The sequence below is a fragment of the Marivita sp. genome, from assembly GCF_048006345.1.
Classification (GTDB): domain Bacteria; phylum Pseudomonadota; class Alphaproteobacteria; order Rhodobacterales; family Rhodobacteraceae; genus Marivita.
This window is the reverse complement of record NZ_CP180351.1, coordinates 48,439-63,164: the sequence shown is the minus strand read 5'-3', so window position 1 is coordinate 63,164 and position 14,726 is coordinate 48,439. Positions and strand designations below refer to the sequence as shown.

The 14,726-nt window shown below is 60.4% G+C and carries 15 protein-coding genes; 6 read left to right on the top strand and 9 right to left on the bottom strand.

The genetic code is table 11. The annotated features are described in order from the left end of the window. Positions 1-28: 28 nt before the first annotated feature. The 5 genes from acs to aat all read left to right on the top strand — a co-directional run bounded on the left by acs (position 29) and on the right by aat (position 5,102). Positions 29-1,978 carry an acetate--CoA ligase gene (gene acs / locus ACMVPR_RS00340; RefSeq protein ID WP_416881222.1) on the top strand — a complete coding sequence of 650 codons (1,950 nt, stop codon included), beginning with the start codon at positions 29-31 and terminating at the stop codon, positions 1,976-1,978. A 152-nt stretch (positions 1,979-2,130) separates the two neighbouring features. Further along, positions 2,131-2,382: a hypothetical protein gene (locus ACMVPR_RS00335; RefSeq protein WP_416881221.1), complete on the top strand. Its 252-nt coding sequence runs from the start codon at positions 2,131-2,133 to the stop codon at positions 2,380-2,382. Positions 2,383-2,569: 187 nt separating this feature from the next. After that, positions 2,570-3,055, top strand: coding sequence for an acetyl-CoA carboxylase biotin carboxyl carrier protein (gene accB / locus ACMVPR_RS00330; protein ID WP_416881220.1), 486 nt, complete (start codon positions 2,570-2,572; stop codon positions 3,053-3,055). Positions 3,056-3,067: 12 nt separating this feature from the next. Beyond that, positions 3,068-4,420 (top strand): acetyl-CoA carboxylase biotin carboxylase subunit, encoded by a 1,353-nt coding sequence (gene accC / locus ACMVPR_RS00325; RefSeq protein WP_300586421.1) that lies wholly within the window; start codon positions 3,068-3,070, stop codon positions 4,418-4,420. A 46-nt stretch (positions 4,421-4,466) separates the two neighbouring features. Beyond that, on the top strand, positions 4,467-5,102 hold the full coding sequence (gene aat / locus ACMVPR_RS00320; RefSeq protein ID WP_416881219.1) for a leucyl/phenylalanyl-tRNA--protein transferase: 636 nt from the start codon (positions 4,467-4,469) through the stop codon (positions 5,100-5,102). Here the strand turns inward: aat and ACMVPR_RS00315 are convergent. From ACMVPR_RS00315 to ACMVPR_RS00295, 5 genes are all read right to left on the bottom strand, one after another. Continuing rightward, positions 5,066-5,476, bottom strand: coding sequence for a DUF2155 domain-containing protein (locus ACMVPR_RS00315; RefSeq protein WP_416881218.1), 411 nt, complete (start codon positions 5,474-5,476; stop codon positions 5,066-5,068). The two genes, aat and ACMVPR_RS00315, sit on opposite strands and share 37 nt — an antisense overlap. After that, positions 5,461-5,844 carry an NADH:ubiquinone oxidoreductase subunit NDUFA12 gene (locus ACMVPR_RS00310; protein ID WP_300586425.1) on the bottom strand — a complete coding sequence of 128 codons (384 nt, stop codon included), beginning with the start codon at positions 5,842-5,844 and terminating at the stop codon, positions 5,461-5,463. Before ACMVPR_RS00310 ends, ACMVPR_RS00315 begins: the two co-directional genes overlap by 16 nt. Before the next feature lie 64 nt (positions 5,845-5,908). Beyond that, positions 5,909-6,277 (bottom strand): RidA family protein, encoded by a 369-nt coding sequence (locus tag ACMVPR_RS00305; protein WP_416881217.1) that lies wholly within the window; start codon positions 6,275-6,277, stop codon positions 5,909-5,911. 66 nt (positions 6,278-6,343) lie between these two features. After that, complete coding sequence (gene clpX, locus ACMVPR_RS00300) at positions 6,344-7,609, bottom strand: ATP-dependent Clp protease ATP-binding subunit ClpX (RefSeq protein ID WP_300586429.1); 1,266 nt, start codon at positions 7,607-7,609, stop codon at positions 6,344-6,346. A gap of 151 nt (positions 7,610-7,760) precedes the next feature. Further along, positions 7,761-8,390: an ATP-dependent Clp protease proteolytic subunit gene (locus ACMVPR_RS00295; protein WP_292269079.1), complete on the bottom strand. Its 630-nt coding sequence runs from the start codon at positions 8,388-8,390 to the stop codon at positions 7,761-7,763. 146 nt (positions 8,391-8,536) lie between these two features. Here ACMVPR_RS00295 and ACMVPR_RS00290 point away from each other — a divergent pair, with 146 nt between their 5' ends. Further along, entirely contained in the window at positions 8,537-9,742 is a 1,206-nt protein-coding gene (locus ACMVPR_RS00290; protein WP_416881216.1) for an FAD-binding domain-containing protein, read from the top strand. A 139-nt stretch (positions 9,743-9,881) separates the two neighbouring features. On the opposite strand, the gene ACMVPR_RS00285 is transcribed toward ACMVPR_RS00290, so the two are convergent. The 4 genes from ACMVPR_RS00285 to soxC all read right to left on the bottom strand — a co-directional run bounded on the left by ACMVPR_RS00285 (position 9,882) and on the right by soxC (position 14,712). Then, complete coding sequence (locus ACMVPR_RS00285) at positions 9,882-11,147, bottom strand: NAD(P)/FAD-dependent oxidoreductase (RefSeq protein WP_416881215.1); 1,266 nt, start codon at positions 11,145-11,147, stop codon at positions 9,882-9,884. Between the two features lie 54 nt (positions 11,148-11,201). Continuing rightward, complete coding sequence (locus ACMVPR_RS00280; RefSeq protein WP_416884591.1) at positions 11,202-11,885, bottom strand: c-type cytochrome; 684 nt, start codon at positions 11,883-11,885, stop codon at positions 11,202-11,204. A gap of 387 nt (positions 11,886-12,272) precedes the next feature. Continuing rightward, positions 12,273-13,454: a c-type cytochrome gene (locus tag ACMVPR_RS00275; protein ID WP_416881214.1), complete on the bottom strand. Its 1,182-nt coding sequence runs from the start codon at positions 13,452-13,454 to the stop codon at positions 12,273-12,275. After that, the gene (gene soxC / locus ACMVPR_RS00270; protein WP_416881213.1) at positions 13,438-14,712 is read right to left on the bottom strand and encodes a sulfite dehydrogenase; all 1,275 of its coding nucleotides are present in this window, start codon (positions 14,710-14,712) and stop codon (positions 13,438-13,440) included. The genes ACMVPR_RS00275 and soxC overlap by 17 nt, the downstream gene beginning before the upstream one ends. Positions 14,713-14,726 lie beyond the last annotated feature (14 nt).

Below are 14,726 nucleotides of genomic sequence, written 5' to 3'. Positions count from 1 at the left end.
TTGTTTGACCGAATGAAGGAGGACCCCCATGAGTGACACAACCTATCCCCCGTCCAAAGAGATGGCCGAGAACGCCCACATAGACGCGGCGCGGTATGAGGAGATGTATGCGCGGTCTGTGTCTGATCCTGATGGGTTCTGGGCGGAGCAGGCGCAGCGTCTGGACTGGATGAAGGTGCCGACGCAGGTGAAGAACGTTGATTTCACGCTGGGTCAGGTCAAGATCAACTGGTTTGCTGATGGCACGCTGAACGTGGCCGCGAACTGTGTCGACCGGCATCTGGCGACCCGTGGCGATCAGACCGCGATCATCTTCGAGCCGGATGATCCCAACGAGCCGGCCAAGCACATCACCTATCGCGACCTGCATGGCAGCGTCTGCAGGATGGCCAACATCCTCGAGACAATGGGCGTGCGCAAGGGTGACCGCGTGGTGATCTACCTGCCGATGATCCCCGAAGCGGCCTATGCCATGCTGGCCTGCGCGCGGATTGGTGCCATCCACTCCATCGTCTTTGCCGGCTTCTCGCCCGACGCACTGGCCGCGCGGGTGAACGGCTCGGACGCCAAGGTCGTCATCACCGCCGACGAAGCGCCGCGCGGCGGCCGCAAGACCCCGCTCAAATCCAATGCCGATGCAGCCCTCCTGCACTGCAAGGACAGCGTGAAGTGCCTTGTCGTCAAGCGCACCGGCGGCCAGACCACATGGGTCGACGGGCGCGATTACGACTACAATGAAATGGCGCTGGAGGCGTCAGACGTCAGCCAGCCTGCCGAAATGAATGCCGAAGACCCCCTTTTCATTCTCTACACATCGGGCTCGACCGGGCAGCCCAAGGGGGTTGTGCACTCAACTGGTGGATATTTGGTTTACGCCGCCCTGACCCATGAAATTACCTTCGATTATCATGAAGGCGACGTTTACTGGTGTACCGCCGATGTGGGCTGGGTCACCGGGCATTCCTACATTGTTTACGGGCCTTTGGCGAACGGCGCGACGACGCTGATGTTCGAAGGTGTGCCGACCTATCCGGACGCGTCGCGCTTCTGGCAGGTCTGCGAGAAGCATTCCGTTAACCAGTTCTACACGGCGCCGACCGCAATCCGCGCCCTGATGGGTCAGGGCAACGAATTCGTAACGAAATGCGATCTATCCTCGCTCAAGCTTCTGGGCACGGTGGGCGAACCGATCAACCCCGAGGCGTGGAACTGGTACAATGACGTGGTGGGCGGGGGCCGCTGCCCGATCGTCGACACATGGTGGCAAACGGAAACCGGCGGGCACCTGCTCACCCCGCTGCCGGGCGCCCATGCGACCAAACCGGGGGCGGCGATGAAGCCGTTCTTCGGCGTGGTGCCGGTGGTGCTCGACCCGCAATCGGGCGAGGAAATCCATGCCAGCCCGACCGAAGGCGTGCTGGCGATCAAGGACAGCTGGCCGGGGCAGATGCGCACCGTCTGGGGCGATCACGAGCGGTTCGAGAAGACCTATTTCTCGGACTACAAGGGCTATTACTTCTCGGGCGACGGCTGCAAGCGCGACGCCGACGGGGATTACTGGATCACCGGCCGGGTGGACGATGTGATCAACGTGTCGGGCCACCGGATGGGCACGGCCGAGGTGGAATCGGCGCTGGTGGCGCATGCCAAGGTGGCCGAGGCTGCCGTGGTCGGCTACCCGCATGCCATCAAGGGCCAGGGCATCTACTGCTATGTCACCCTGATGAACGGGATCGAGCCGAGCGATGAGCTGATGAAGGAGCTCCGCGCCTGGGTCCGCACCGAGATCGGCCCCATCGCCTCGCCCGACCTCATCCAATGGGCCCCCGGCCTGCCGAAAACCCGCTCCGGCAAGATCATGCGCCGCATTCTGCGCAAAATCGCCGAAAACGACTACGGCGCCCTCGGCGACACATCCACTCTCGCAGACCCCTCCGTCGTCGATGACCTCATCGAAAACCGGATGAATAAAGGCTGATCTTCAAGAAAATCCAAACGATGAAGGGCGGTCTCGGGACCGCCCTTTTTTGATTCACAAACCGTTAACCCAGTTTTGACTCTCACCGCGCATTGCGGGGCAATTTCAGCTAAGCTTGGGCTGTGGGGGCTTTGACATGAAAGAGCATGACAATGCCTGTTTTTCATCCAACCATGCCCAGCATGGCACTCAAAACTTTGTACCGGGGCGAATTCCTTTCAAAACCCGCCGCGCTGACCACGCAACCCGTTGTTGCCCCATCACCTTTTCCAATCGTCAGTCAGGATGACACCGTGATCACACCGGCAGCACCCCCTTCGGCGGTTCAAATGCAGATCAAGGCGCTCATGTCAGAGCAGGCCCTGACCCTTGAAGCCGCAAAAGAGGCAGCGGCGGAGAGCTGATTTCCAACGGGCTCACGCCGCCTTCTCTCGCTCAGTTGCCGACATTGATCGCAGCTGCCCCTTGCTCCTGAACTGTAATCGGTGCAAGGAAAGGCATGCAATGCGGGTGGTGCCCGTAGGTAAAGCGCGCTTCCGATCCAATCACCGACGGGGCCGCATCAAGAGCAAGAAGCGGGCGAGGGACAGCATGACCAAGACCAATCACGACGCGGACGTGGCGTTTATCGAAGCACTGGCCAAGCTGCTTCGGGAAAACGACCTGACCGAATTGCAGGTCAAGCGCGAATACGGCGAGGATGACAGCCTCAATGTGCGCGTCAGTCGTGTCACCCAGGTCGCGCCTGCCGTCCAGACAACCGTTGCTGCAGCACCAGCCGCTGCACCAGCCGCCGCGGCTGCACCTGCAGCACCAAGCGCACCGGAAGACCCGGCCTCGCATCCGGGTGCTGTCACATCGCCGATGGTCGGCACGGTCTATATGCAGGCGGAACCGGGCGCACCTGCGTTCATTTCCGTTGGGCAGCAGATCAACGAAGGCGACACGCTTTTGATCGTCGAAGCGATGAAGACGATGAACCACATTCCGGCACCGCGCAGCGGCACGGTGAAACGTATTCTGGTCGAAGACGGAGCCCCCGTCGAATACGGCGCACCGCTCGTGATCCTCGAATAATCGGGTTCTGGCATGTTTGACAAAATCCTGATTGCCAACCGGGGTGAGATCGCCCTTCGCGTGATCCGCGCCTGTCGGGAGATGGGTGTGGCCAGCGTCGCGGTGCATTCGACGGCAGATTCAGACGCGATGCATGTCCGCATGGCCGACGAGGCGATCTGCATCGGCCCCCCCTCGTCCACCGACAGCTATCTGTCGATCCCCGCGATCATCTCGGCCTGTGAGATCTCCGGCGCGCAAGCGATCCATCCCGGCTACGGGTTCCTGTCGGAAAACGCGCGGTTCGTGCAGATCGTCGAAGACCACGGGCTGACCTTTATCGGCCCGACCGCGGAACATATCCGCATCATGGGCGACAAGATCACCGCGAAGGACACGATCAAGGCGCTTGGCGTGCCGTGCGTGCCCGGGTCGGATGGCGGTGTAGCCGATCTGGCCGAGGCCAAGAAGGTCGGCGAAGAGATCGGCTATCCCGTGATCGTCAAGGCCACCGCTGGTGGCGGTGGGCGCGGCATGAAGGTGGCGCAAACCGCGGCCGACATGGAACGCGCGTTCCAGACAGCCCGGTCCGAGGCCAAGGCCGCTTTCGGCAATGACGAAGTCTATATCGAAAAATACCTGACCACCCCGCGCCATATCGAAGTGCAGGTCTTCGGCGACGGCAAAGGCAAGGCCGTGCATCTGGGCGAACGCGATTGTTCCTTGCAGCGCCGCCACCAGAAAGTTCTGGAAGAGGCCCCCGGCCCCTGCATCACCGAGGAAGAGCGCGCCCGGATCGGCAAGATCTGCGCCGATGCGGTGTCCAAGATCAGCTATGCGGGTGCGGGTACAATCGAGTTCCTGTATGAAAACGGCGAGTTCTATTTCATCGAGATGAACACCCGGCTGCAGGTCGAACACCCAGTGACCGAAGCCATCTTTGGTGTCGATCTGGTGCGCGAGCAGATCCGCGTCGCCTCGGGCCTGCCGCTGTCATTTGAACAGGACGATCTGGTCATCAACGGCCATGCCATAGAGGCGCGGATCAATGCCGAGAAGCTGCCGAATTTCTCGCCCTCACCCGGCCGGATCACGCAGTATCATGTGCCCGGTGGCTTGGGCGTGCGCATGGATAGCGCGCTCTATGATGGCTACAGAATTCCGCCCTATTACGACAGCCTGATCGCCAAGCTGATCGTGCATGGCCGCGACCGGGACGAGGCGCTCGCACGGATGTCCCGCGCGTTGGGGGAATTGATCGTGGATGGCGTGGACAGCACCGTACCGCTGTTCCGCGACCTTTTGCAGGATCCAGACGTGCGGAGCGGGGCATACAACATCCACTGGCTCGAGCATTGGCTGGAGCGCACCTACGCGAAGCCTTGAGGCCGATCACGCACCCGCTTCACGCCGACGCGCAAGGTGATGCGCCATGACGGTCACACCCGAGTTGTTGTTGCAGGCCTATCGTGCAGGTGTTTTCCCGATGGCCGAACATCGCGACGATCCAGAGATGTTCTGGGTCGATCCGCGCAAGCGGGGCGTCTTCCCTTTGGACGGGTTTCGTATCTCGCGAAGCCTTGCCAAGACCCTGCGCCGGGACACCTATCGCGTGACGTTGAACACCGCCTTCGGCGATGTCATCGACGCTTGCGCAGATCGCAGCGAGACGTGGATCAACCACAACATCCGTCTACTGTACGAAGAACTGCATCACAGAGGACATGCCCATTCGCTGGAAGTCTGGGCCGATGACCGTCTGATCGGTGGAGTTTATGGCGTGGCTGTCGGCGGCGCCTTTTGCGGGGAAAGCATGTTTTCGCGCCAGCGCGACGCGTCGAAAATTGCACTGGCGTGGTTGGTCGATCTGCTTCGACGAACGGGCTTCGTGTTGTTCGACACCCAATTCCTGACGCATCACCTAGCTTCGCTCGGCGCCATCGAGATCACACGGGCAGAGTACAGGGCACATCTGGCACAGGCGCTGCAGATCACCGCCGATATCACCAGCGCCCCATTGGCAGCGTCAGGTCAGGACGTGGTGCAGCGCAATACCCAGACATCGTAGCGCTGGTGGTCCATCGGATTGAGCGCTGGGGACGACGCGATCATCCAACCCTGATAGACCGGGGCGTCCTTGCCGATCTCGGTGATGGTCAGCGAGGCATAGGCCTCGCCTGCCGCATTGCCTTCGGGATAGCGGCATTCGTTGGCGCGCACCGTGATACGCCCCACGGTCGCGGACTGCCCATTGACCACCTGCAAATCGGTCACCTTGCCAGTCAGCTTGTCCAGCGCCCGCACCGTGACACCGGTGCCATTGGTGGTGGCAAGCTGGGCCATGCCGGCTGACGCCAGCAGAAGCGATGCAAGAATGGCCATCAGACGTGGCATCATCAACCTGCCTTTGATCCAGATGTCCCGGATTATTCCGGGCTCCACGCCTCGTAGTCCTGGCGCGGCTTTGGTTCCGACCGGCGGATCGACCCGGCCGGAGCATAAGCCAAGGCGGTGCCCGTCAGGTTTTCCTGATGCGGCTTGACCCAGGCTTTTTTCGGAAGCGGACGGTCGGTCGGCAGTTCCTTGAACGTATGGTGCAGCCAGCCGTGCCAATCGGGATCAACGCGGCTTGCCTCGGATTCACCATTGTAGATCACCCAGCGCCGTTTGCCGTCACGCGACTGGTAGAAGATGTTTCCCTGGGTGTCCTCACCCACTTTTTCGCCATTGCGCCACGTGTAGAATTGGGTGCCAAGCGTCTGCCCGTTCCACCAGGTGACAGCGCGAAGAAGGGTATTCAGAATGCCCATGGACAACTCCTCGGGGTTGGTTCAGCGCTTTATAGGGCGCTTTGCGGGCCAAGGTCCAGCGCAGCTATGACGCAGCAGGAGCCAGAGCGGTGACTTCGATCTCGATCCGGTACTTCGGGTCGATCAAGCCGCACTCGATCATCGTCGCCGCCGGCGGGTTCTCGCCAAAAGTGCCCGCGAGGATGTCGTAGCAGGCTTCGAATTCATGCCGGTCCGGAAGGTAGTAGGTCACGCGGACAACATCGGCCATCGACGCCCCCGCCTTGTCCAGCGCACCCGCAATCACGTCAAGCGCGCTTTGGCACTGTTCGGCGACAGTATACCCCTGCCCGACTGTGCCAGCGACATGAACAAAACCGCCAGCCACGACAGCACGGCAATAGCCAATCTTGGCCTCAAACGGGCTTCCGCTGTGAATTCTTTTGATCGTCATCGTTCTTTTTCCAAAAAGAAAGGCGGGCAAAATGCCCACCTTTTCACATTGCTCACGAGAGTGGGTTCAACCAGCCTCGACGGATTCCTTTTTCTGATCCGCATAGATCATCAGGGGCTTGGCGTCAGACGTCACAGCCTCTTCATTCACCACAACCTCGACAACGTCATCCATGCCCGGCAGTTCGAACATGGTGTCGAGCAGAATGTCCTCGAGGATCGACCGCAGACCACGTGCGCCTGTCTTGCGCTGGATCGCCCGCTTGGCAATGGCGCTGAGCGCGTCATCCGTGAAGCTGAGCGTGGTATTCTCCAACTCGAACAGACGCTGATACTGCTTGACCAGCGCGTTCTTCGGCTTGGTCAGGATGGTAATCAGCGCGTCTTCGTCGAGGTCCTCCAACGTCGCGATGACCGGCAGACGACCTACGAATTCCGGGATCAGACCGAACTTGAGCAGATCCTCGGGTTCCAGGCTCTTGAACGTCTCACCGATGCCCTTTTCGCTTTCATCGCGCACATCCGCGCCAAAGCCCATCGCGCTGCCCTTGCCGCGTTGCTTGATGATCCGATCCAGACCGGCAAACGCCCCACCGCAGATGAAGAGGATGTTGGTCGTGTCCACCTGCAGGAACTCCTGCTGCGGATGCTTGCGACCCCCTTGCGGCGGCACCGACGCAACCGTGCCTTCCATCAGCTTGAGCAGCGCCTGCTGCACACCTTCACCCGACACGTCGCGTGTGATCGACGGGTTCTCGGATTTGCGGGTGATCTTGTCGACCTCGTCGATATAGACGATGCCGCGCTGAGCGCGTTCGACGTTGTATTCGGAGGATTGCAGCAGCTTGAGGATGATGTTCTCAACATCTTCGCCCACGTAACCGGCTTCGGTCAGCGTGGTCGCATCCGCCATGGTGAACGGCACATCCAGAATCCGCGCCAGAGTCTGCGCCAGAAGTGTCTTGCCGCAACCAGTCGGTCCGATCAGCAGGATGTTCGACTTTGCCAGTTCGATGTCAGACGATTTCTGCGAATGGTTCAGGCGCTTGTAGTGGTTGTGCACCGCCACCGAGAGCACGCGCTTGGCCAATGACTGACCGATCACGTAATCATCCAGAACATCGCAAATATCGCGCGGGGTCGGGACGCCATCCGTCGACTTCAGGCCACCGCCTTTGGTCTCTTCGCGGATGATGTCCATGCAGAGTTCGACGCATTCGTCGCAGATGAAGACGGTCGGCCCGGCGATCAGTTTTCGGACTTCATGTTGGCTTTTGCCGCAAAAGCTGCAGTAAAGAGTATTCTTGCTGTCGCCGCCAGAATTCGTCGCCATGTCTTTACCTTTCCTGACTCACGCGATGGATGTATGATCTCAATCTATTCACCTTATGCGTGTGTCATATTTTCTTCTCAGAACCTTAGGACAGCAAAACTTGGGCCACAACGTCAAAAACGCATCCGAGACGACGTGACCCAATCACGATTTATGCGTCGTCGGACGTCTTCACTCGGCTTTCGACAATCTCGTCGATCAGCCCCCAGTCCTTGGCTTCTTCGGGCGACATGAAATTGTCACGCTCCAATGCCGCTTCGACTTTCTTGAGCGTCTGCCCTGTGTGTTTCACATAAATCTCGTTCAGACGCGTCTTGAGTTTCTGGGTTTCCTGCGCATGGATCATGATATCCGTTGCTTGGCCCTGATACCCGCCCGACGGCTGGTGCACCATGACGCGGCTGTTGGGCAGCGAAAAGCGCATTCCGGCCTCACCCGCCGTCAGCAGCAACGACCCCATGGAGGCGGCCTGCCCGATCACCAACGTGCTGACCTTGGGCTTGATATATTGCATCGTATCATAAATCGACAGGCCACTGGTCACCACGCCACCGGGACTGTTGATATACATGCTGATTTCCTTGGACGGGTTCTCCGCCTCAAGGTGCAAAAGCTGTGCCACGATCAGCGATGACATGCCGTCATGCACCGGCCCGCTCAGAAAGATGATCCGTTCCTTGAGCAGGCGGGAGAAGATGTCATAGGCCCGTTCGCCACGGCTGGTCTGCTCAACCACCATGGGAACAAGCGTGTTCATATAGGTATCAAAGGGATCTTTCATCTGTGCCTGCCTGGATGAGAAGCCCGCCGGACGGTGGGCTTGGTTGCGAGTTGTCTCAAGACTAGTGTCCGGCTTGGGGGGCTGCAAGGGGCAGCGGTTCATCTGCAGGCCTTGACCCGGCACCGCGCGACGTTACCTCGCGCGACATGACAGACCTGTTTCCTCCGACCCGAACCGCTGCGCTGGAAAAGCTGCAAAGCTTTGTTCCAAAGGCTGCCCGCGACTACGCAGCGCAGCGCAACTATGACCGCGGACCGGGGCATCACGACAATGTGTCGACCCTGTCGCCCTATCTCCGGCATAGATTGCTGACCGAAGCCGAGGTGCTGGAGGCGGTTCTGGGTCGCTACTCTCTCGGCAGCGCCGAGAAATTCGTGCAAGAGGTGTTCTGGCGCACCTATTGGAAGGGCTGGCTGGAAATGCGCCCGGCCGTCTGGGGCGGCTACCAGCAGGGTCTTCTGCGGGCATGGGATCAGGTACAGACCCAATCCGGCCTGCGCGCCGAATGGGAAGCTGCCTGCAAAGGCGAAACCGACATCGACTGCTTCAACCACTGGGCACAGGAACTGGTGAGGACCGGCTACCTGCACAACCACGCCCGCATGTGGTTTGCCTCGATCTGGATCTTCACCCTGCGCCTGCCATGGGAACTGGGTGCGGATTTCTTCCTGCGGCATCTCTATGACGGTGACCCGGCCTCCAATACGCTCAGCTGGCGCTGGGTTGCAGGACTTCAGACCCAAGGCAAGAACTATGTCGCTCGCGCATCAAACATCTCGAAATATACCGAAGGACGGTTCTCTCCTTTGTACCAATTGACCTCGAACCCTGAGCCTTTGGACGGCCCGCCCCATCCTCCCCGCATGGACGCCCCAATGGGGGACAGGCTCGACCAGTCAAAGCCTGTGGTTCTGATCTTGCACGAAGACGATCTCAGCCCCGGCTGGCTGTTCGATCAGGGGCTCAAACCGCTGGCAACCGCAACGCTCGATGCCACCGCTCAGATCGGTCCTTTGCATATCGCGCCGCAGGTCAAGACATTCAAAGCAGCGCTAATGGACGACTGCACCGCGCGCTGGTCCTCTTCGCTTGGTCCTGTCGCCTCCGGTCTCACGACAGCACAAGAGATCGAAGACTGGGCACACAGCATGGGCGCAGAGCAGATCGTCACGCCCTATGCCCCTGTCGGCCCTGCGGCCACGATCCTCAACGACATCTGCGCGCTGCCCCTTGTCCGCCCGCTGCGCGATTTCGACCGTCGGGCCTGGCCGCACGCAACCGCCGGTTTTTTCAAGTTCAAGAAAAAGATCCCCGAACTTGTCGGCGCCATGAAGGGTCTGCAACCCGTCTGATCTTCATCTTGCGAGATAAACTCCGGGAGGTTTGGAGGGCTGGCCCTCCAATCGGTCGGATCGCGCAGCGATCCGACACAATTCCAAAATAAAAAGGCCGGGTCTCATGCCCGGCCTTTTCCCAAATCTGCACCAAAGATCAGCCGAACATGTCGGCCGTGATCCCTTCGTACCAGCCGATGCTTTCCTCATAGGTCGCCTTCCGCAGGGCGGCATCCTCGCCGGTCTGGCTGACAAAGCTCGACACGCTGGCGATCTTCTCGTCATTCGGTTCATAGGCCGCGCCGACTTTCACACCGTCATCCGTCGCAATGAGCGACCAGCAGGTGTTCGAGAATTTCGCCGGGAACACGCGGCTGCCGGTGAGCGCACCGCGCACCGCCATCGCCGCAACCTTGGCCTGGCTGTTGGCCGAGAACCCGGATTTCGGCATGTCACCCTGATTGGTGGCGTCGCCCAGGATGTGGATGTTCTCGTCCAGACGCGACACCATGGTGTGCCCGTCCACCGGCGCCCAGTTACCTTCGGTCAGACCAGCGGCGTCGCAGATCAGACCTGCCTTTTGCGCCGGGATCACGTTGACCACATCCGCCTTGACCACTTCACCGTCGATATTGACGGTCATCGCTGCCGGGTCGACCGTCACATTGCCACCGCCGAAATCCGGGCCGATGCGTTCGACCATGCCGGTGTAGTGTTTCTGCCAACCTTCCTCGAACAGCGCCTGTTTGGAGAACTTCTCTTTCGGGTCGGCAATGATGATCTTGGCCGTCGGATTGTTCGCCTTGAGCTGGTGCGCCACCATCGAAATCCGCTCGTACGGTCCGGGCGGGCAACGGTACGGGTTGGGCGGGGCCACCATCACATAGGTGCCGCCTTCGGGCATCGCCATGATCTGCGCCTTGAGCAACTCGGTCTGGCTGCCACCCTTATAGGCATGTGGCATCGCGTTCTGCGCCGACAGATCCCAACCGGGCACGGAGCCTTCGACAAAGTCGATACCGGGGCTGAGGATCAGGCGGTCGTAGGGCACCGATCCACCACCGGCGAGCGCTACCGTCTTGGCATCCCTGTCCACACCTGTGGCCCAGTCATGCACGACGTTGATGCCGTATTCCGACGCCAGCTTGCCATAGGAATGCGACAGGTTCTCAAGATCCCAGAACCCGCCAAGATAGAGGTTCGAGAAGAAGCAGGTATAGTAGCTGCGCGTCGGTTCGATCAGCGTCACGTCGATCTCGCCTGCGCTGTCCTTGGCGATGTAGCGCGCAGCGGTGGCACCGCCTGCACCGCCGCCTACGACAACCACCTTGGGCTTGCCGTGTGACGCCGCGTGTACCATCGGGGCGCTGAGCGTTGCCGCCGCGATCCCGGTGCCGACAAAAGCCCGTCTATTGAGTTTCATGGTTTTCCTCCCGTTTTCATTACGCACCTTGGCCGTTTTGGTCTCTTCCGGACCTTACTCGGCTTCGGCAAAATACGCCGCGAGCGCGGCGATTTCTTCATCCGACAACCGGGCAGCCATCATCTGCATCACCGGGTGCGGCCTGATCTGTCTTTTGTAGGCATGCATGGCGACGACGAAATCTTCGGTCGGCCATTGCGTGATCGACGGGATGCCCCGGTCCGATCCATCCTGCTGGTGGCAGGTCTTGCATTCGCTGGCGAGGTATTCGCCGTAATCCGTATCGCCCACAATGGCGAGCACCTCTGGCGCAAGCTCCACCTCACGCGCCTGCGCGGTGGGCGCGGCCTCGGGGATGTTTTGCGGGCTGGCCGAGAACTGGCGCAGATAGGCCAGGATGTCGGACCTATCCTGCGGGTCTTTCAGACCGGCAAAGTTCATCCGGGTGCGTGACACCAGCGCCTTCGGGTTCTCCAGATAGGCGTTGAGCGTCTCGATCTCCCAGGTCAGACCGTCGGCACCCATCATCGCCATATCGTCGGAATAGCGGAACCCGTCATGGACGCCCGCACGACGGCCAAAGATACCATTGAGATGAGGACCGATCCGATCCTCGGCACCCTGACCGATCTGGTGGCAGGACCGGCATTGCGCAAAAACCTGTTCGCCGCGCGCCGGATCGCCAAATTCAAGTCCGGTGGCGTCGGCAATGACGGGGTCTGGATCAGGCTGTTGCAGCGGGTCTGCAACGGCGGCAACCGGTTGCACGGCGGCCTGTTTGGCTTCCTCGACAGCTTGCAAGGCCGCAGCCAGTTCGGTCTCCAGTTCCGACAGCCGGGATTCAAGCGCGGATGTCTGATCGGCCTTTGCGGCCAGGTCTGCGTTGCTGCGTTCAAGCTGCGCAAGGCGGTCCGTCAAAACGTCAAGTTCGGACGCGCGATAGTCCCGTGAGGTCCATCCATAGGCGGCCCCGAGCACAAGCGCGGCACCTCCGATCACGGAAAGGAACATACCAGACGTATTGGCCATGACACCTCGTGTGTAACGGTTCGCTTAAAGCTGACTCACAGCTTCATGTTAAAGGTTTTTGCGCGGCAAGATACTGTCTTGCCGCGCAATTAAGTATTATTCGAAGGTAGAAAGATAGGCCGAGACAGCCGCGATGTCGTCGTCGCTCTTCAGGCCGGCAAAGCTCATCTTGGTGCCTTTTGCATAGCCACGCGGGTCAGCAAGGAAGGCTGCAAGATTTTCCGGAGTCCAGTTGCCTTCCATTTCGGCAAGCGTCTTGGAATACTTGAACCCATCGACCGAGGCGATGTCTGCGCCAACGATGCCGTTCAGCGCAGGACCCGACCGGTTTTGCGCACCGTCACCAACCTGATGGCAAGCCTTGCACTTGCCGAAGACCTTTTCACCGGCGGCCACCAGTTCGGGGTCCGGGCCGGCTGCGGCAGCCACTGCGACAGGCGCGGCCTCGGCTGCTTCGGCAACGGGTTCCGCAACAGCGGCGGTCTCGACAACTGCTGGTGCCTCGGTGGCGGCTTCAGCGCCCTCTTCCTCGGGCGTCACATCCAGCACGGTCGCGCGCATGGTGATCTCGACGGTCTCCTTGCAGTTTTCCATGCAAGGCTCGGTGCGCCAGATCGTGTATTCGGTCTCGGCCCGGTCGTCGATGATGAAGCCATTTGCGTTCGGCATCTCGACCTCGAGGAAGTTCTCGTTCGACAGAACGAAATCGTCATCCACGATGAAGTTGGAATAGAGGATATAGGCAACGATGGCGTACACCTCGTCATTGGTAAGCGTCTGCGCATTGCCGTAAGGCATGGAGCGGTGGACGTAGTCCCATGCGGTCGACAGGTAGGGCCAATAGCTGCCCACGGTCTTGACCGGGTCCGCGTCTGCGAGCGTGCCTTCGCCGCCCGCCAGTTCCGGCCAGTTGTCGACACCTTCGGCAAACTCACCGTGACAGACCGCGCAGTTCTCAGAGAAGATCATTTCGCCGTCTTCGACAGACCCGGAGCCAACCGGAAGGCCCGTTCCATCCGGACTCACATCGAGGTCCCACGCCGCGATTTCTTCCGCCAGCGCAGGGCGTCCAAGGCCGAATTTGCCTTCACCTGCGCCTGTCGAGGCATTCGCTGCAGCGACCAGACCGCTCGACACCACGGGCGGTGCAATCGCCGTCATCACCGGCGGGTTTTCCGGGAACCCCGCGATGTTGCGGTCGGCAAAGTTCACCGCCATTGTCAGGACGGCCACGGTGCCGAGTGCAGTTCCGCCGAAAAGATTAAGAGACTTCGACATTTTCGGCCTCCCCGTTGGGTTTGACGTGCCACGTCTGGATGCAGTTGTTGTGATAGATCGAGTTCTCGCCGCGCACTTCGCGCAGTTGCGCTTTGGTCGGCTGAACATATCCAGTTTCGTCCATTGCCCGCGACTGGAGCAGCATGTCCTCGCCGTTCCATTCGGTGTCGAGATAGAAGCGGGTCAGTGCCATCTTCTCGCCCGGCTTGGCCAGACGCGCGGTTTCCCATGTCTTGCCGCCGTCCTTGGACACGTCCACGCGGGTGATCGCGCCATGGCCCGACCATGCAAGACCGGTGATGACCAGCGGACCCGCGCCATGCGTGATGGGGGATTGCGGGCTGGGTGAGGTGACGACGGATTTCGCGTCCATCACCCATGTCCACTTGCGGCTTGTCCCATCGGCCAGCGTGTCGGTGTATTTCGACGTTTCCTCGCGGCTTTCGACCGCGTTTGCCGTGACCTCAATGCGGCGGATCCATTTGACCCACATGTTGCCTTCCCAACCGGGAACAACCAGACGCACCGGGTAGCCGTGCTCTTTGCGCAGCGCTTCACCGTTCGCCTTGAACGCCACCAGAACATCGTCCAGCGCCTTGTCCATCGGGATGGATCGCCCGTTCGAGGACGCATCCGCGCCTTCGACATAGACCCATTTGTCAGCCAGATCGCCCGCCGCGCCAAGGCCCGCTTCGTTCAGAAGGGTACGCAGGGACACGCCGGTATATTCCATGTTGTGGATCATGCCGTGGGTGAACTGCGCGCCATTGAGCTGCGCGCCTGCCCATTCCATGCCCGTGTTCGCCGCACATTCGCAGAAATAGACGTGGTTTTCGCGCGGGAAGCGTTCGAGATCGGCATAGGTGAACACCAGAGGCGTATCGACCAAGCCATTGATCATCAGACGGTAATCTTCCTTGCGCAGCTCGATGGCCCCCGAGTGATGGCGTTCAAACGCACAGCCCTGCGGGGTGATCGTACCATCCAGCGCGTGAATGGGTGTGAAGTTGATCGAGCTGGTGGTGTCGGCGGTCAGCCATTCCACATTGCGGCGCACCACATCGCTTTCATACTGGATCGGCAGACCGTACGGCGTGGCGTCAACGCCATCGCCGAACACGGTGGCCCATTCCTGCACTTCGGTGATCAGCGGATCGGGACCATTGGCCCGCGCAGCGCCCGCTGCAGTCAGCCCCGCCGCAGCCGCGGCAGAGGCCCGCAGAAACGCGCGGCGGGAGGGTTTGAGCATATCAGACATATCTCATACTCCGG